The organism is Polaribacter aquimarinus (assembly GCF_003129485.1).
Taxonomy (GTDB): Bacteria; Bacteroidota; Bacteroidia; order Flavobacteriales; family Flavobacteriaceae; genus Polaribacter; species Polaribacter aquimarinus.
Map to the genome: position 1 here is coordinate 355,999 of NZ_QFFG01000003.1, position 17,395 is coordinate 373,393.

Consider the following 17,395-nt stretch of genomic DNA (forward strand, 5'->3'; position numbering starts at 1 on the left):
ACTCTTTTTCTTATTTTATAAGGTGAACATCTCTCTGAGGAAATGGAATTGTAACATTATTTTCTCTAAATTTTTTATCAATTTCAAAACGCAGATCACTCTTTATTTGCAGGTGTGTATAACTGTTATTGATGTTAAACAGTAACTTAAACTGCAACGCACTATCACCAAAATCGGTAAACAAAACTTTCGGTTCTGGTGATTTTAAAATTTTTGGATGCGCTTTGGCGACATCAACCAAAATTTTTCTGACCAACTCTACATCAGAACCATAGGCTACTCCAACTTCAACTCCTTCTGTGGTTTGCACTCCATTTTGAGTCCAATTGAATAAACTTTGCGTTAAAAATTTATGATTAGGAATGATTAAAACTTTATCATCAATTGTTAATGCCCTTGTTGTTCTTAATCTAATCTCAATAATCTTGCCAACTTTTTCATCAACCTCTACAATATCATTTACCGTAAGTGTTTTATCCAACAGAATAAAAATTCCGGAAATAATATCTTGAAATAAAGTTTGCAATCCTAAACCAATACCAACTAATAATGCAGCAGAACCCGCTAATAAAACGCCTACTTCTATTCCTGATGATTCTAAAGCAATGATTAAAACGATGACATACACAAAATATTGAAGAAATGTAAAAATAGCTTTGAACTTGCCTTTATCATCTTCATCAAGCCTTCTATTGACCAATTTTCGAATCAATTTTAAAAGCATACTTGTAATGACAATTACAAATATGATAAAGATTACTGTTTTTACATCTAAGTGAATTTTATCAGTAATTTCGAAAGAAAAGTTTAAAAACTCTTTAAATTTATTCATCTTTTAGCCTTTATATTTTAGCCATTTGTATAAATCTTTATAGGTTGGTTTTTTCCCATACATTAAAATTCCTACTCTATAAATTTTGGCTGCTAACCAAACCATAAACACAAAGGTAACTAATAATAATGCCATAGAAATGGCCAATTCATACCAAGAAACTCCAAAGGGTACTCGCATTAACATTACAATTGGACTGGTAAATGGAATATGAGAAAACAACACTGCAATAGATCCGTGAGGATCGTTAATTACCGTAGCAAAACCAACATAAACTCCCAAAATTAAAGGTAACATAATTGGCAACATAAACTGTTGCGTATCCGTTTCATTATCTACAGCAGCACCAACTGCAGCAAATAAAGAACTATACAACATATAGCCTCCTAAAAAGTAAAATATAAATAAGACAAACATTTTTAAGATGGGTAATCGTAAAATTTCTTGTAGAATCAATTGACCTTTACTACCACCTGTAGCTTGTTTTGCCATTTCAAATTGTTCGGCAGGAACTCTAGAAGATTGCATTTCTACAACATCAACCCCAAAAACAGACGAAGCAACTGTCATTACAATAAAGAGAATAACTCCCCAAATAAAAAATTGCAGTAAACCTGCAGAGGCATTCCCAATAATTTTACCTAACATAAGTTGGAATGGTTTTACTGAGGACACAATTACCTCTATAATTCTACTTGTTTTTTCTTCGATAACACTTCGCATTACAGATGTTCCGTAAATCATTACAAACATCATTAAAAAGTAACCTGCAATGGCACCAACACCGATTTTTAATCCGTTGATTAATTTTGATGATTCTTCGCCAGAAAAATTATACATCTTAATATCAGACTGAATTCTTGATGCATTAATTTTATCAATATCAATTCCGAAATTGTTTAATTTTTCATTTCTTAGTTTACGTTCTATTTTGTTCTCTATAGAATTCATCACAGACATTCCAGGAGAATCTTTGGAATAAAACTCAATAGATTTTGCTAAAATTTCTAAACTATCTTTTTTAGGAATAATTAAGGCACCATAATAATTACCTGCTTCTACTTTTTTCTTGGTTTCTTCTATTCCTAATGCCGTGTAATCTGTATAATGAATAGTTTTGGTATCTTTAAAATCATCCTTAGAAAACAAACCAGAATTGTCTACATATACTATCTTTTTGACTTTCTCATCGTTTTTCTGCATCAGAAAATACACTAAGAAACCCATTCCTACCATAATAAGCGGACTTAAAAAAGTCATCACTATAAACGATTTATTACGAACCTTTGCAATAAACTCTCTCTGTATAATTAGTTTTAACTTGCTCATTTCTTAATTGTTTTTATTTACAGCTTGAATAAAAATATCGTTAGCACTTGGTATCAGTTCTACAAAATGTTGTACTTCTCCTCTGCTCGTTAAAAAGGATAACAAATCGTTAGCTGAATCTGTTTTATTTAACTTCACATTTAAAGTCAACTCATTTCCTAACAATTTAAAATCCGCAGGAAATACTTCAAAGTTACTTTGTAAAGTACTTTCTACTTCTTTTGGATTGCTTGTGTTTAATCCTACCTGAAAAGTATGCGTTCTAAACTCACGCTTGATATCATCTAACTTTCCGTCTAAAATTTTGTTCGATTTATCAATCAGCGCAATTTCATCGCACATTTCTTCTACAGACTCCATTCTATGAGTTGAAAAAATAATAGTTGCGCCTTCATCTCTTAATTGTAATATTTCTTTGGCAATTAATTGTGCGTTTATGGGGTCGAATCCAGAAAAAGGTTCATCAAAAATTAACAATTTAGGGTTGTGCATTACCGTAACAATAAACTGAACTTTTTGCGCCATTCCTTTAGAAAGCTCTTCAATTTTCTTTCCCCACCAAGCAGAAATATCAAATTTTTCGAACCAATATTTTAGTCGTTTTTTTGCTTCAGATTTAGACAATCCTTTTAGTTGTGCTAAATACAAAGCCTGCTCACCCACTTTCATAGATTTATAAAGACCTCTCTCTTCTGGCAAGTAGCCAATTTCGGCAGTATGATGTGGCGCCAAAGCTTCACCATCTAAAATAATAGAACCCGAATCTGGCATTGTAATTTGGTTGATAATTCTAATTAAAGATGTTTTCCCTGCTCCATTTGGACCGAGCAATCCAAAAACACTTCCTTTAGGAATATGCAGTGAAACATCATTTAATGCTGTAAAATCTCCGTATTTTTTTACAACATTATTAATTTCTAATAAATTCTCCATTGATTGTTGTTGATTTTTTATGAAAGCTATCAGTAGTTACAAACTTACATATTTTATAGGTATTAGTATCTCAAACTTTTAAAACGTTACAATAAAATTTTTGTTAAAATTTACTATGCATGCATAACTTTTTTTCAATTTACTATGCGTGCATAATATATTTTATATATATTTGGCACAATGGAAAAAAATGAATCAATAGACCATCAATTAAGAGCAACGTGGCAAGCGGTTGCAAAAATGTATAATGAACAGGCTGCACACCATAATAGCACAATGGCAACAGCTTTTGTTTTATTAAATATTGATAAAACTAAAGGAACACCTTCTACAGCATTAGGGCCTTTAATGGGAATGGAACCTACAAGTCTTTCTAGAATTTTAAAAACTATGGAAGAAAAAGGCGCGATTTGTAGAGAAAAAAATCCTGAAGATGGAAGAAGTGTGATCATAAAACTAACTGATTATGGTAGAGAGATGCGTAAAATTTCTCGTGGACACGTTATTCAGTTTAACGAAACAGTTAGAAACCAGGTTTCTAAAGAAGACTTAATAGGTTTTTTTAATGTTACCCATACAATTAACAAATTAATTGCTGATAGAGAAATCTATGACGAAATCAGTAATAAAGCAGTATAAAACAATTTAACTAATGGCAAGAAGAATTAAAAAAGTAGCAATAGTTGGCTCTGGAATTATGGGAAGTGGTATTGCGTGTCATTTCGCAAATATTGGTGTTGAAGTTCTTTTATTGGACATTGTTCCAAGAGAATTAAACGACAAAGAAAAAGCCAAAGGATTAACGCTCGAAGACAAAGTTGTGCGCAATCGTTTGGTAAATGATGCCCTAACAACTTCCCTAAAATCCAAACCTTCTCCTATATATAATCAGAAATTTGCAAACAGAATTACCACTGGTAATTTAGAAGATGATATTGCAAAAGTAGCTGATGTAGATTGGATTATGGAGGTTGTAGTTGAAAGATTGGATATCAAAAAAATCGTTTTTGAAAAATTAGAGAAATACAGAACTCCTGGTACTATTATTTCTTCGAATACTTCTGGAATTCCTATCAAATTTATGAATGAAGGTAGAAGCGAAGATTTTCAACAACATTTTGCGGTAACGCACTTTTTTAATCCGCCAAGATATTTAAAGTTATTTGAAGTAGTTCCTGGACCAAATTGTAAACAAGAAGTTACCGATTTCTTAATGATGTATGGAGAAAAATTCTTAGGCAAAACATCGGTTTTAGCAAAAGATACGCCAGCATTTATAGGAAATAGAATTGGAATTTTCGGAATTCAATCTTTATTTCATCAAGTAAAAGAATTAGGATTAACAGTTGAAGAAGTTGATAAATTAACAGGACCTGTAATAGGTCGTCCAAAATCGGCTACCTTTAGAACTGTGGATGTAGTGGGATTAGATACCTTGGTACACGTTGCTAACGGAATTTATGAAAACTGTCCTAATGATGAAGCGCAGGAATTATTCAAATTACCGGATTTCATCAATACTATGATGGAAAACAAATGGTTAGGGAGTAAAACAGGACAAGGTTTTTACAAAAAAGCAGTAATTGATGGTAAGAAAGAAATTCTAACATTAGATTTAGACACGATGGAATATCGTTCTAAAAAACGCGCAAAATTTGCCACTTTAGAATTGACAAAAACCATTGACAAACCAATTGATAGATTTAAAGTTTTAGTTGGCGGAAAAGATAAAGCTGGAGAGTTTTATAGAAAAAACTTTGTGGCAATGTTTGCCTATGTGCAAAATAGAATTCCCGAAATTTCTGACGAATTGTATAAGATTGATGATGCAATGAAAGCTGGTTTCGGTTGGGAAAATGGACCTTTCGAAATTTGGGATGCAGTAGGTGTAGAAAAAGGAATAGAGTTAATGAAATCAGAAGGTAATGAACCTGCAACTTGGGTAACAGAAATGTTAGCTTCTGGTTCTAAAACTTTTTATTCAGTAAAAGAAGGCGCTACTTATTTTTATGACATTCCTTCTAAAACTCAAACTAAAAAACCGGGTCAAGATGCATTTATCATCTTGGACAATATTAGAAAATCAAACGAAGTTTGGAAAAACTCTGGTGTTGTAATCGAAGATATAGGAGATGGAATTTTAAATGTAGAATTCCAATCTAAAATGAATACAATCGGGGGCGATGTGTTAGCAGGCATTAATAAAGCTATAGATTTAGCTGAGAAAGATTACCAAGGACTTGTCGTTGGTAATCAGGCTGCTAATTTCTCTGTTGGAGCAAATATTGGTATGATTTTTATGATGGCTGTAGAGCAAGAATATGATGAATTGAATTATGCTATCAAATATTTCCAAGATACAATGATGCGTATGCGTTATTCATCAATTCCAACTATTTCTGCTCCTCACGGAATGGCTTTAGGTGGTGGTTGCGAAATTTCTTTACACGCAGACAAAGTAGTTGCTGCAGCTGAAACTTATATGGGATTAGTTGAGTTTGGAGTTGGTGTAATTCCTGGTGGTGGTGGTTCTAAAGAAATGGCTTTAAGAGCTTCAGATTCTTTTAATAAAGGTGATGTTGAGCTGAACATTTTACAAGAAAACTTCTTAACTATTGGTATGGCAAAAGTATCTACTTCTGCATATGAAGCATTCGATTTAGGTTTAATGCAAAAAGGTAAAGATGTTGTAGTTGTAAATAAAGACAGACAAATTGCCACTGCAAAAGCACATGCAAAACTAATGGCAGAAAGCGGTTATACTCAGCCTCCTAAACGAAAAGATGTTAAGGTATTAGGGAAACAAGCTTTAGGAATGTTCTTAGTAGGAACAGATTCTATGGAGCACTCAAAATACATATCAGAACACGATCAAAAAATAGCCAATAAGTTAGCTTATGTAATGGCAGGTGGAGATTTATCTGAACCTACTTTGGTATCAGAACAGTATTTATTAGACATAGAAAGAGAAGCGTTTTTATCACTGTGTACAGAGCGTAAAACGCTAGAGAGAATTCAACATATGTTAAAAACTGGAAAACCATTACGCAATTAAAAATTGCGAGTTATTAGTTGTTAGTTATGAGTGTTTAGTAACGCTAACTAACAATTAAAAACTAATCACTAAAAACTAAATAATATGAAAACAGCATATATAGTAAAAGCATACAGAACTGCAGTAGGTAAAGCTCCAAAAGGTGTTTTCCGTTTTAAGCGTGCAGACGAGTTGGGTGCAGAAACCATTCAACATATGATGAAAGAATTACCAAATTTAGACGTAAAACGTATAGATGATGTAATTGTAGGAAATGCAATGCCAGAAGGTTCTCAAGGATTGAATATGGCACGTTTTATTTCTTTAATCGGATTAAATTCTGTGGATGTTCCTGGGGTAACTGTTAATCGTTTTTGTTCTTCAGGATTAGAAACTATTGCAATGGCAGCAGCTAAAATTCAATCAGGAATGGCAGATTGTATTATTGCAGGAGGTGCAGAAAGTATGAGTTCTGTACCAATGACAGGTTTTAAACCAGAATTGAATTACGACACCATAAAATCTGGTCACGCAGATTATTATTGGGGAATGGGAAATACAGCAGAAGCTGTTGCAAATCAATTTAAAATTTCTAGAGAAGATCAAGATGAATTTGCTTATAATTCTCACGTTAAAGCGCTAAGAGCACAGGCAGAAAATCGTTTTCAAGACCAAATTGCTCCTATTGAAGTTGAACAAACTTATTTAGATGCTAACGGAAAAAAGCAAACTAAAAAATATACAGTAACAAAAGATGAAGGACCTAGAGCTGGAACTTCAACTGCTGTTTTAAATAAATTAAGAGCTGTTTTTGCAGCTGGCGGAAGTGTTACTGCTGGTAATTCATCACAAATGAGTGATGGTGCCGCTTTTGTAATGGTGATGAGCGAAGAAATGGTGAAAGAACTAAATCTAAAACCTATAGCAAGAGTTGTAAATTATGCAGCAGCTGGAGTAGAACCTAGAATTATGGGAATTGGACCTGTAGCTGCAATACCAAAAGCATTAAAACAAGCAGGTTTACAACAAAATGATATTGAATTAATTGAATTGAATGAAGCTTTTGCATCTCAGTCTTTAGCAGTAATGCGTGAATTAGACTTAAATCAAGAAATTGTTAATGTAAATGGTGGAGCCATTGCATTAGGTCATCCTTTAGGTTGTACAGGAGCTAAATTATCTGTGCAATTATTTGATGAAATGCGAAAAAGAGAAATGAAAGGTAAATACGGAATGGTAACAATGTGTGTTGGAACAGGACAAGGTGCTGCTGGTATATTTGAATTCCTTAATTAATAACAAAAAATTAAAACAAACAAAAAATGGCAGAATTATTAAGAGGTGGTCAATTTCTTGTAAAAGAAACAAACTGTGAAGACGTTTTTACTCCTGAAGATTTTACTGAGGAGCAACAAATGATGAAAGAAGCTGTGATGGAATTTAATGATAGAGAAATCATTCCTCATAAAGCTCGTTTTGAAGCAAAAGATTATGCATTAACAGAAGAAGTAATGCGTAAAGCTGGAGAATTAGGTTTCTTAGGAGTTGCTGTACCAGAAGAATATGGAGGATTAGGAATGGGATTTGTTTCTACACTTTTAACTTGTGATTACATTTCTAGTGGAACAGGTTCTTTTAGTACAGCTTTTGGTGCACATACAGGAATTGGAACAATGCCAATTACTTTATACGGAACAGAAGAACAAAAACAAAAATACGTGCCAAAATTAGCTACTGGAGAATGGTTTGGCGCTTATTGTTTAACTGAACCAGGTGCTGGATCTGATGCAAATTCTGGTAAAACTACTGCTGAAATCTCTGAAGATGGAAAATCATATAAAATTAACGGTCAAAAAATGTGGATTTCTAACGCAGGTTTTTGTCGTTTAATGATTGTTTTTGCTCGTATTGAAAATGATAAAAATATAACTGGTTTTATTGTTGAATACGATAAAGAAAATCCAAATGGAATTACATTAGGAGAAGAAGAACACAAATTAGGTATTAGAGCTTCCTCTACAAGACAAGTATTTTTTAATGATACTGTTGTTCCTGCAGAAAATATGTTAGCAGGACGTGGAGAAGGTTTTAAAATTGCAATGAATGCCTTAAATGTTGGGCGTATTAAGTTAGCGGGTGCTTGTTTAGATTCGCAACGTAGAATCATAAATTCTGCTGTTCAATATGCTACTGAACGTAAACAATTTAAAACTCCTATTGCAGATTTTGGAGCCATTAAAGTAAAGTTAGCAGAAATGGCTACAAGTGCTTATGTAGGTGAATCTGCAACGTATAGAGCATCAAAAAACATTGAAGATAGAATTGCATTAAGACAAGAAGCAGGAAACTCTCATCAAGAAGCAGAATTAAAAGGTGTTGAAGAGTATGCAATAGAATGTTCCATTTTAAAAGTTGCGGTTTCTGAAGATGTACAAAATTGTGCTGATGAAGGAATTCAGATTTTTGGAGGAATGGGATTCTCTGAAGAAACTCCTATGGAATCTGCTTGGAGAGATGCAAGAATTGCTCGTATTTACGAAGGAACTAATGAAATTAACAGAATGCTTTCTGTGGGTATGTTAATTAAAAAAGCAATGAAAGGTCACGTAGATTTATTAGGACCTGCTACAGAAGTTGCCAATAGCTTAATGGGAATTCCTTCTTTTGAAACTCCTGATTTTTCTGAATTATTTTCAGAAGAAAAAGTAATGATTTCTAAACTAAAAAAGACCTTTTTAATGGTTGCTGGTGCAGCATTACAAAAATACGGCCCTGAGATAGAAGAACATCAACAATTATTAATTGCAGCTGCAGATATTTTAATTGAAATTTATATGGCAGAATCAGCAATTTTAAGAACAGAGAAAAACGCTAAACGTTTTGGTGAAGACTCTCAATCTGTTCAAATAGCAATGTCTAAATTGTATTTATATCACGCAGTAGATATTATAGAAGAGAAAGGTAAAGAAAGTATCATTTCTTTTGCTGAAGGTGATGAGCAACGTATGATGTTAATGGGCTTAAAGCGTTTTACTAAATATACAAATTACCCAGACATTGTTGATTTAAGAAACGAAATCGCAGAAAAAGTAAAAGCAGAAAATAAATACTGCTTCTAAAGATCTCTTGATGTCAAATTGAGTTTGTTGAAAGCTAACAATTTCTTCAGACTCAACTGACAATCAAAAAAGTATAAAAATTTAATTTGAGACTTTTCAAGTTTTAGGTTATAGTTAGTTGTTTGTTTAAAAAGACCATCATTTTTGATGGTCTTTTTTAATATTAAATAGATGTTAATAGCTTTAAATAACTTTACATTGAGTTCTTTTTGTCGTAAATTAGAGCCTTCTAAAACGTTAAAATGAAACGAATGTTCAACATTTATACTCCACTTATTTTTAGTTTTTTGCTATTGTTTTGTGCAAATCCTGAAACTAAAAAAGAAAATACTACAACTAAAACAATTGCAAAATCAGTAGAAAAACATCCAAAGTTTAATGAATATTGGTATGCTGGAAAAGCAGAAATAACTTCCTATACATTATCGCAAGTTAGATATGGAGAAATTCATACAGGAACTGCAGTTACTATTTTTGTTACGGAAGATTTTTTACCAAAAAAGCAAGTCAAAGCTGATTATAAAAACGATAAAAACATACCCATTTTAAAATTAAATAGTACAAAAAAATTCACTACTGGAATTTACCCTTATTCATTAATGACAAGTACCTTCTCTCCTATTGATGTGAATCAAAAAGCAATTAAAATTTCTTTTTCATCACAAGAATGGTGTGGGAATACTTTTGTACAATTGAACAACAAAAATAATTTTCAAATCGATTTTCATTCTTATTTTGAAAGTAATGCTGATAAAAAACTTACTCTTAAGAAACATCCTTTGGAAAATGACTTTTGGAATCAACTTCGAATTAACCCAAAAAGTATTACAAAAGGGCGTTATAAAGTTATTCCATCAATGGAGTATTTAGCATTACATCATAAAGAAATAAAAGCTTATGATGCTGAAACAAATCTGATTGAAAAAGGCGGTTTCCAATATTTTTCTGTCTATTATCCTGAATTGAAAAGAAAAATTACTCTAAAACTCACCAAAGAATTTCCTTATTCAATAGAAGGTTGGGAAGAAACCACCCATAGTCGAGGAAAAAAATTAACAACAACTGCCACCAAAATAAAAACTATAAAATCTGCATATTGGAGTAAAAATGGAGTTGCGGATATTGAAGAACGTAAGGAATTAGGCTTGTAAAAACAATTAGTTAAAAAAGAGATTACACTTTGTAATCTCTTTTTTATTTTCTTTCTTCTCTGTTCTAAAAAACTATTTCGCTCTAATAATTACATCGCCATTAAAATTTTTAAAGAGTATTTCTGGTCCTCCACCATTAATAGAGCCTGTAATCCATTTTTCAACTTTTACATTGTAAGCATTTCCTTTTCTGTTATCGCCTTTGGTAATTTTTGCTGAAGAAGGTTTTGTTTTTAAATCAAAATCAGTAAAAATTTCACCTCTATCCGATTTTACTTTAATATCCGCTTTTAAATTCTTTGGAAACGTAATATCAATATCTCCGTTTAAACTGCTAAACGCCATCGCAACATTAGGGGTAACTTTAATAAAATTGACAACAATATTTCGGTTTAAAGCGTCTGCACTTACAGAACCGCTAATGTCTTTTAAAGTTATTTTTCCATTAGTATTACTTACATCCATTGTTCCGTTTACATTTTCTACATAAATTTCTCCACGATTTATGGTTGATATTTTTAAAGAAAAGTTTTTAGGTACCTGAATTTCAAAATCTGTTGTTCCGTGAACAGAACCTCTAACCCTTACAGTATTATCATATTCTTCAGCAGAAAATTCTAAAGAGTTGTTAGAAATTCTTTTTAATCCATCTGTATTCGATTTACTCTTTCTATGTTGTTTGTAACGACTCTCGCTTTCCTTTCTTTTAGTTCCTTTAATCACTACTTCTTTACCAGAAGTTCCAATTATTTTTATAGATCCGTTAATGATTCCCATTTTTAACAAACCTGGTTTAGTAGGATTACTTAACGGAACTGTAACAGTTTCTTGAGCTGTGAAACTTATTGTTGCTAAAAACAATATGCTAGCTAATGCGATTTTTATATTCTTGAAATTCATTTTATGATTTTTAAATTTTGTTTGATTATTTTTTAACGATTGCATCCCCATTCAATTGATTAAAATGCAAATGAACATCTCCATTTCCTATTTTAAAATGTCTGTTAGAATCCACTTTATATTTGGTCTTTTTGTTTTTATACTCTTTGGTACTTTTTAAAACTGGTGTGGTTTTAGTTACGTCAAAATTGGTGTAAAAATCTCCATTCATTGTTTTATAACTAATGCTAGCGTTTAAATCTTCTTGAAATTTAATTTTGATGTCTCCATTTAGCGAATTGTAAAAACTCTCTTCTGTCGGATTTTTTGCATATATGATGTTAATGTCTTTATTCAAAGCATTTACATCTGTTTTCCCAGAAACATTTTTCATATCAATTGCTCCATTAATATTGCGAACAATCAATAATTTTCCGTGAACATTTTCTACAGTAATATTTCCGTTATTCACCGCTTTTACATCTATACTTGCATTTTTTGGTACTTTAATTTTAAAATCCAATCTATATTTGTACATACGTTTACTTCTGTGTTTGTAATTATTTCGGTAATTAAAACTAAACTCTCTATGGTCAAACTGACCCGTTTTAAGATTGAAATTTGAGTAAGGAGAATCTAAATACACATAAACTGCATCCTCTTTTTTGGCAGATTTAATTCCGATTTCTTGCTTCCCTTTTTGCAAATCTTTTTGTGAATCTGCAGAAATGGTTTTTACGACCTTAACTTGAATAGTTTTACCATTATAACCTTCAACATCTATAGATCCGTAGACATTATCAACTACTAAAATATTGTCTGAAGATGCTCTATTAAATTGATATTCTTTAGTTATAGTTTCTGTGATTTTTAATTTTTTATCCTTCTGATGTCTCTGTGCGAATACATTTGTAACACCACAAACAAGGGTAATAATTACTATTGATTTTAAAAATTTCATAATTCTGGGTTTTGATGCCTGCCAAAAGACAGATTAAATGACTATTGTTTATCTCTGTAAAAAGCGACCTAGGATTTGCCAGTTACATCAAAATTTATGTTTAGATGGAATTAAATAATACTTTTTATACTTTCTTCCATTTTCTCTTTAGCAGATGTATTTACATCCTCTTTTTTTATTAACTTTTTAAATGGTTTTACTGCTTTCTTTTCTTGCAAAATCACCATTAAATCTGCCAATTCCATTTGTACCATTGGTGATGTTTGATATGTAATTGACTTTACCAAACCTTCTCTTACTAATGGAATATGTGTGTACTTTTTTAAAGCTTCAATTGCTGATAAACGCACATTTACATTCTCATCATTATTTAAAGTTGAAAACAACGCTTTTAATATGGTTTCTGTAACATCGTTTAATTTATTCACTTCATTTACAGCTTGTAGTCTTTTATTAGCTGAAGGTTGATCTAACAATGTCAAAACTAATTGAGAGCGCACATTTTCAGTTTCTGCTTTCGCAACTTTTAAAGTTTCATGTGATTGATTTGTGTTAGAATTCAATTGATTTCCAATAAAAAATCCGACTGTTAAAATGGCAAAAGAATAGGCAAATTGTTTTACCAATCTTCCTGAAAAGAAGTTTTGTAATTTCTCTATAAATGAAATTTGATGACTCTTTTCTTCTTCAGCTTTTAGCATTGCATAAAAATTCATATCCATATTGGTTGATGGCTCTGGAAATTCTTCGTTAACATTCCAAAATGCTTTGGTAGCTGCAAATTCTTTATTCAAATCTGAATTTTCTTTCAATAATTGCTCAAATCCTTGTTGTTTATCTTCAGATAAATTACCTGATAGATAATCGATCATTGCTATTTTAAATTCTTCTTGCTTCATATTATCGTTTCTCTAAGGTTAGAAAAATACTTTTCAATTCGTTAATGGCTCTATGTACTTTTATTCTTGCATTTCCTTCTGTGCATCCTACAATTTCACCAACTTCTTTATATTTCAGTTCTTTAAATTTACTTAAAATCAATACTTCTTTTTTTTCTGATGAAAGCATGTTCAAAGCTCTTTTTAAGGTTGATGAATTTTCTAAAACTTCAATTTTTTCATCAATAGTATCATTTCCAGTTATTGCATAACTCACTTCATCTATATCTTGATGCAGATTTTTCTTTTGCTTTTTAAATTCATCATACATTTCATTTCTAGCAATTTGAAAAATCCAAGTAATGAATTTACTTTCTTCAGAAAATGTGTGCTTGTATTTTAAAACTCTAACAAAAACATTTTGTACCAAATCTTCACTTAATCCAGCATCTTTATTCATTTTATAAAAGAAGCCAAATAATCGTTTTTTGTAACGTTCGTATAATAAGCCCAAATTATGATTTTGACCTTTTTTTACTTTTAGCATCAATGCATTATCTGATAATGTATTCAACTTTTATGGGTTTGGTTGGTTTTCTGAACAGATATACTGCTCTATTTTTAAAACGTTACAAATTAGTTAATTTTATTTTTAAAAAAGTTTTAAAACAAAAAAGAGATTCCATTTCTGAAATCTCTTTTTATTTATGATAAAAGCAACTACGCTGCTACTCTAATGCACCTAAATAACGTTCAGCATCAAGAGCTGCCATACATCCTGTACCTGCTGCTGTAACTGCTTGTCTGTATTCTTTATCTTGAATATCACCAGCTGCAAAAACTCCAGGTAAATTTGTTTTAGTAGATTTTCCTTTGGTAATTAAATACCCTGTTTCATCCATATCTAAAACACCTTTAAATAAATCTGAATTTGGTTTGTGCCCAATTGCAATAAAAACTCCTGTAACTGGAATTTCTGTTGTTTCTTTAGTTTGATTATTGATTGCTCTTACTCCTTCAACAACATTTCCACCTAAAACTTCATCTATTTCTGTGTTGTATAACACTTCTATATTTTCAGTTCTGTTTACTCTGTGTTGCATTGCTTTAGAAGCTCTCATATAATCTTTACGAACCAACATGGTAACTTTACTACAAATATTGGCTAAATAGGTAGCTTCTTCTGCAGCAGTGTCTCCTGCTCCAACTACAACTACATCTTGTCCTTTGTAGAAAAAACCATCACAAGTTGCACAAGCAGAAACTCCTCCACCAATTAAACGTTGTTCGCTTTCTATTCCTAAATATTTTGCAGTAGCACCTGTACAAATAATAATGGTTTCTGCTTCTATTTGTTTAGACTCATCAACAATCACTTTATGAATACCACCAATTTCTTCACTTAAATCTACAGAAGTTACCAAACCAAAACGCACATCAGTTCCAAAACGTTCTGCTTGATGTTTTAAATCTTCCATCATTGCAGTTCCATCAGTTCCATCTTTATATCCAGGGAAATTATCAACTTCTGTAGTTGTGGTTAATTGACCTCCCATTTGCATTCCAGTATACATAATTGGTTTCATATCTGCTCTGGCTGCATAAATTGCTGCTGTATAACCAGCTGGTCCAGAACCAATAATTAAGCATTTTATTTTTTCTATAGTATCTGACATAATTTTACGTTTCTGTAATTTTTTGAATAGCAAAAATATTATTTTTTGACACTTATTTACGATAATGTTTATAAGTTTTAACAATCAAAAAATAAAGGAAAAGAATACCTTTTTAGTAAGATGAAATTATTTTGGAAGTAAACGAACTATTCCTAAATTTTCTACACCAACATAGATATAACCATCCATACCTTGCTCAATAGAACGCACTCTACCAATATCTTTTAGCAATTTTACTTCCTTAAAAACTTTGTTTCCTTTTAAGATGCATCTACTCACGTATTGAAATTTTAAAGAACCTACCAACAAATTTCCTTTCCATTTACCATATTTATCACTACTGATAAAAGCCATCCCACTTGGCGCTATGGATGGAGTCCAATAATGAATAGGGTTTTCCATTCCTGGTATCGAAGTTTTATCAGTAAATTTGGTTCCACTATAATTGATGCCATAACTTGCTTTTGGCCATCCATAGTTTTTCCCTTTTTGAATAATATTGATTTCATCTCCACCTCTTGGACCGTGTTCGTGAGCCCAAATTTCATTGGTAAACGGATTGATTTCCATTCCTTGTGGATTTCTGTGTCCATAACTATAAATTGCTTTTTTTGCTCCTTTATTATTGATAAATGGATTGTCTTTTGGGATAGAACCATCATCATTTAAACGATAAATCTTCCCACAATCTCTGGTGATATCTTGAGGATTTTGATCTCTATTTCCTCTATCTCCAATACTAAAATAAACGTGATTCTCTTTATCAAAAGCTATTCTTGACCCAAAATGCTGTCCTTTTTTAGAATTCGGATTTGCTTTATACAAAATCTCTTTATCTATTAATGCATTATCATCTATTTTAGCTCTCATCAAAGTTGTATTACCTCCTTTTCCTCCTCCATCTTGAGAAGCGTATGTAAAATAAATCCAACCATTTTCTTTGTAATTTGGATGTAATTCAACATCCATAAACCCACCTTGTCCACGTACATAGATTTTCGGCAAACCCTTTATTTCAGTTTTTTTTCTATTCTTAAAAAGAATTAGTTTTCCTTCTTTTTCGGTAATTAATATTGAGTTATCTGGCAAAAATGTAAATCCCCAAGGATTGATTAAATCAGGCACAACTACTTCATATTCTTTACTTTGAGAAAATGAAAAAAGCGTTAAAAAAACAACAAGAATTGAGAGATAGATTTTTTGATTCATTTCATTAAATTTTGTAATAAAAGCAATACAATATATAAATATTATTCTATCTTTGCAGTCCTAAATTTGATGACTAAATTCGGGGTGTAGCCTCTCGACTTCGATCGAGATAAACTACACTACAATTTTTGCACTTTCGGGGTGTAGCGTAGCCCGGTCATCGCGCCTCGTTTGGGACGAGGAGGTCGCAGGTTCGAATCCTGCCACCCCGACAAAAATAAAAACCTTGATAAAAATTTATCAAGGTTTTTATTTTTTTAAAAGTTTATTTTTTAAGCATTTCTTTGGTTGCTACAGTCCTAAACCCTATATGATCTGAACTTGAGTTAGGCTCCATTCCCATTTTAGCAGAAATCCTAAAACTAGCACAATACGATTCATGACATAAGAAAGAACCACCTTTTATTACATATTCTGTCTGATATGGATTACTTGGTGTATATGATTTATCTGCTCCTTTTGGATTTACTTGTACAACTGTTGGGTCTAAAGTTTGGTAATAATTTACGTTAAAAAAATCTGTTGTCATTTCCCAAACATTTCCAGCCATATCATACAAACCAATATTATTTGGTGGATAGGATTTTATCGGAGAGAGATACTCAAAACGGTCTTCTGTTCTATTATCTGTTGGAAAAGTTCCTTGCCAAGTATTGGCATTCTCATTCAAATCTTCATATTTATTTCCCCAAGAATAAATATTATCTTCAAATTTACCTTGAGCAGCAGACTCCCATTCAGCCTCAGTTGGCAGTCTTCTATTTGCCCATTTACAATATGCCAATGCATCTTCTTGAGCAACGTGAACTACAGGGTAATTATCTTTACCTTCAATTGAACTTCCTGGACCTTCAGGCTGTTTCCAATTTGCACCTAATTGCCATTTCCACCATTGTCCATAATTTGCCATAGAAACAACTCCTTTTGCATGTTTATTAAAAATTAAACTTCCAGGTTGTAAGATAGAATCTGCAGGTTTTGGTGTTCCAGCTGGTAAATCTTTTTTTATAACTTCCCAATCTATGGGTCTTTCTGCCACGGTAATGTATTTTGTAGCGTTTACAAATTCTCTAAATTGTTTATTCGTTACTTCATGAGCATCTATAAAAAATCCATCAACTTCAACCTTATGTGCTGGTTTTTCTCTAGACATTGCATATTTATCACCCTCTTTTGCACCCATCAAAAAAGTTTTCTTTTCAACCCAAATCATTCCTTTTGGAGTTTCGATTTCTTTAGAAATAATAACTTTTTTCTCTACTATATTTTTATTTTCAACTTTCTTATTATCACAACTCATTATCAATGCTGATAAACATAAAAAAACACTTGACACTATCTTAATAATCCTAAGATTCATATTTAAAATTTAAGTTTCGAGCAAATATAATTAT

General features: G+C 31.7%; 15 protein-coding genes and 1 tRNA gene. 6 read left to right on the plus strand and 10 right to left on the minus strand.

The genetic code is table 11. The features are described 5' to 3' along the window. Positions 1-10: 10 nt before the first annotated feature. Genes DIS07_RS08780 through DIS07_RS08790 form a run of 3 tightly spaced genes read right to left on the minus strand, consistent with a single transcriptional unit; the run spans position 11 to position 3,094 of the window. Positions 11-832, minus strand: coding sequence for a mechanosensitive ion channel family protein (locus tag DIS07_RS08780; protein WP_109404864.1), 822 nt, complete (start codon positions 830-832; stop codon positions 11-13). Positions 833-835: 3 nt separating this feature from the next. Beyond that, positions 836-2,161: an ABC transporter permease gene (locus DIS07_RS08785; RefSeq protein ID WP_109404865.1), complete on the minus strand. Its 1,326-nt coding sequence runs from the start codon at positions 2,159-2,161 to the stop codon at positions 836-838. 3 nt (positions 2,162-2,164) lie between these two features. Next, positions 2,165-3,094 carry an ABC transporter ATP-binding protein gene (locus DIS07_RS08790; protein ID WP_109404866.1) on the minus strand — a complete coding sequence of 310 codons (930 nt, stop codon included), beginning with the start codon at positions 3,092-3,094 and terminating at the stop codon, positions 2,165-2,167. A gap of 180 nt (positions 3,095-3,274) precedes the next feature. Between DIS07_RS08790 and DIS07_RS08795 the strand changes: the two genes are divergently transcribed. The 5 genes from DIS07_RS08795 to DIS07_RS08815 all read left to right on the plus strand — a co-directional run bounded on the left by DIS07_RS08795 (position 3,275) and on the right by DIS07_RS08815 (position 10,398). Continuing rightward, positions 3,275-3,733: a MarR family winged helix-turn-helix transcriptional regulator gene (locus DIS07_RS08795; protein ID WP_109404867.1), complete on the plus strand. Its 459-nt coding sequence runs from the start codon at positions 3,275-3,277 to the stop codon at positions 3,731-3,733. Between the two features lie 13 nt (positions 3,734-3,746). After that, positions 3,747-6,149: a 3-hydroxyacyl-CoA dehydrogenase/enoyl-CoA hydratase family protein gene (locus tag DIS07_RS08800; RefSeq protein ID WP_109404868.1), complete on the plus strand. Its 2,403-nt coding sequence runs from the start codon at positions 3,747-3,749 to the stop codon at positions 6,147-6,149. Positions 6,150-6,233: 84 nt separating this feature from the next. Next, positions 6,234-7,424 carry an acetyl-CoA C-acyltransferase gene (locus DIS07_RS08805; RefSeq protein ID WP_109404869.1) on the plus strand — a complete coding sequence of 397 codons (1,191 nt, stop codon included), beginning with the start codon at positions 6,234-6,236 and terminating at the stop codon, positions 7,422-7,424. Between the two features lie 26 nt (positions 7,425-7,450). Then, entirely contained in the window at positions 7,451-9,247 is a 1,797-nt protein-coding gene (locus DIS07_RS08810) for an acyl-CoA dehydrogenase family protein (protein ID WP_109404870.1), read from the plus strand. A 251-nt stretch (positions 9,248-9,498) separates the two neighbouring features. Further along, a complete protein-coding gene (locus DIS07_RS08815) occupies positions 9,499-10,398 on the plus strand; it encodes a septum formation inhibitor Maf (RefSeq protein WP_317045908.1) in 900 nt (299 codons plus the stop codon). Between the two features lie 72 nt (positions 10,399-10,470). Here DIS07_RS08815 and DIS07_RS08820 read toward each other — a convergent pair whose 3' ends face one another. The 6 genes from DIS07_RS08820 to DIS07_RS08845 all read right to left on the minus strand — a co-directional run bounded on the left by DIS07_RS08820 (position 10,471) and on the right by DIS07_RS08845 (position 16,001). Further along, positions 10,471-11,298 (minus strand): DUF4097 family beta strand repeat-containing protein, encoded by an 828-nt coding sequence (locus tag DIS07_RS08820; protein ID WP_181374572.1) that lies wholly within the window; start codon positions 11,296-11,298, stop codon positions 10,471-10,473. A gap of 25 nt (positions 11,299-11,323) precedes the next feature. Continuing rightward, positions 11,324-12,238, minus strand: coding sequence for a DUF4097 family beta strand repeat-containing protein (locus tag DIS07_RS08825; protein WP_109404873.1), 915 nt, complete (start codon positions 12,236-12,238; stop codon positions 11,324-11,326). A 110-nt stretch (positions 12,239-12,348) separates the two neighbouring features. Further along, entirely contained in the window at positions 12,349-13,137 is a 789-nt protein-coding gene (locus DIS07_RS08830) for a HEAT repeat domain-containing protein (protein WP_109404874.1), read from the minus strand. Position 13,138: 1 nt separating this feature from the next. After that, positions 13,139-13,690 carry an RNA polymerase sigma factor gene (locus DIS07_RS08835; RefSeq protein ID WP_109404875.1) on the minus strand — a complete coding sequence of 184 codons (552 nt, stop codon included), beginning with the start codon at positions 13,688-13,690 and terminating at the stop codon, positions 13,139-13,141. Positions 13,691-13,844: 154 nt separating this feature from the next. Continuing rightward, entirely contained in the window at positions 13,845-14,792 is a 948-nt protein-coding gene (gene trxB / locus DIS07_RS08840; protein WP_109404876.1) for a thioredoxin-disulfide reductase, read from the minus strand. A gap of 126 nt (positions 14,793-14,918) precedes the next feature. Beyond that, on the minus strand, positions 14,919-16,001 hold the full coding sequence (locus tag DIS07_RS08845; RefSeq protein ID WP_109404877.1) for a PQQ-dependent sugar dehydrogenase: 1,083 nt from the start codon (positions 15,999-16,001) through the stop codon (positions 14,919-14,921). A 137-nt stretch (positions 16,002-16,138) separates the two neighbouring features. Here DIS07_RS08845 and DIS07_RS08850 point away from each other — a divergent pair. Further along, positions 16,139-16,213, plus strand: a tRNA-Pro gene (locus tag DIS07_RS08850). 53 nt (positions 16,214-16,266) lie between these two features. Here DIS07_RS08850 and DIS07_RS08855 read toward each other — a convergent pair. Then, on the minus strand, positions 16,267-17,361 hold the full coding sequence (locus DIS07_RS08855; RefSeq protein ID WP_109404878.1) for a formylglycine-generating enzyme family protein: 1,095 nt from the start codon (positions 17,359-17,361) through the stop codon (positions 16,267-16,269). Positions 17,362-17,395 lie beyond the last annotated feature (34 nt).

Coding starts and splice junctions, on each gene's coding strand:
- DIS07_RS08780 (WP_109404864.1), bottom strand. CDS start 832: ATGAATAAATTTAAAGAGTTTTTAAACTTTTCTTTCGAAATTACTGAT.
- DIS07_RS08785 (WP_109404865.1), bottom strand. CDS start 2,161: ATGAGCAAGTTAAAACTAATTATACAGAGAGAGTTTATTGCAAAGGTT.
- DIS07_RS08790 (WP_109404866.1), bottom strand. CDS start 3,094: ATGGAGAATTTATTAGAAATTAATAATGTTGTAAAAAAATACGGAGAT.
- DIS07_RS08795 (WP_109404867.1), top strand. CDS start 3,275: ATGGAAAAAAATGAATCAATAGACCATCAATTAAGAGCAACGTGGCAA.
- DIS07_RS08800 (WP_109404868.1), top strand. CDS start 3,747: ATGGCAAGAAGAATTAAAAAAGTAGCAATAGTTGGCTCTGGAATTATG.
- DIS07_RS08805 (WP_109404869.1), top strand. CDS start 6,234: ATGAAAACAGCATATATAGTAAAAGCATACAGAACTGCAGTAGGTAAA.
- DIS07_RS08810 (WP_109404870.1), top strand. CDS start 7,451: ATGGCAGAATTATTAAGAGGTGGTCAATTTCTTGTAAAAGAAACAAAC.
- DIS07_RS08815 (WP_317045908.1), top strand. CDS start 9,499: ATGTTCAACATTTATACTCCACTTATTTTTAGTTTTTTGCTATTGTTT.
- DIS07_RS08820 (WP_181374572.1), bottom strand. CDS start 11,298: ATGAATTTCAAGAATATAAAAATCGCATTAGCTAGCATATTGTTTTTA.
- DIS07_RS08825 (WP_109404873.1), bottom strand. CDS start 12,238: ATGAAATTTTTAAAATCAATAGTAATTATTACCCTTGTTTGTGGTGTT.
- DIS07_RS08830 (WP_109404874.1), bottom strand. CDS start 13,137: ATGAAGCAAGAAGAATTTAAAATAGCAATGATCGATTATCTATCAGGT.
- trxB (WP_109404876.1), bottom strand. CDS start 14,792: ATGTCAGATACTATAGAAAAAATAAAATGCTTAATTATTGGTTCTGGA.
- DIS07_RS08845 (WP_109404877.1), bottom strand. CDS start 16,001: ATGAATCAAAAAATCTATCTCTCAATTCTTGTTGTTTTTTTAACGCTT.
- DIS07_RS08855 (WP_109404878.1), bottom strand. CDS start 17,361: ATGAATCTTAGGATTATTAAGATAGTGTCAAGTGTTTTTTTATGTTTA.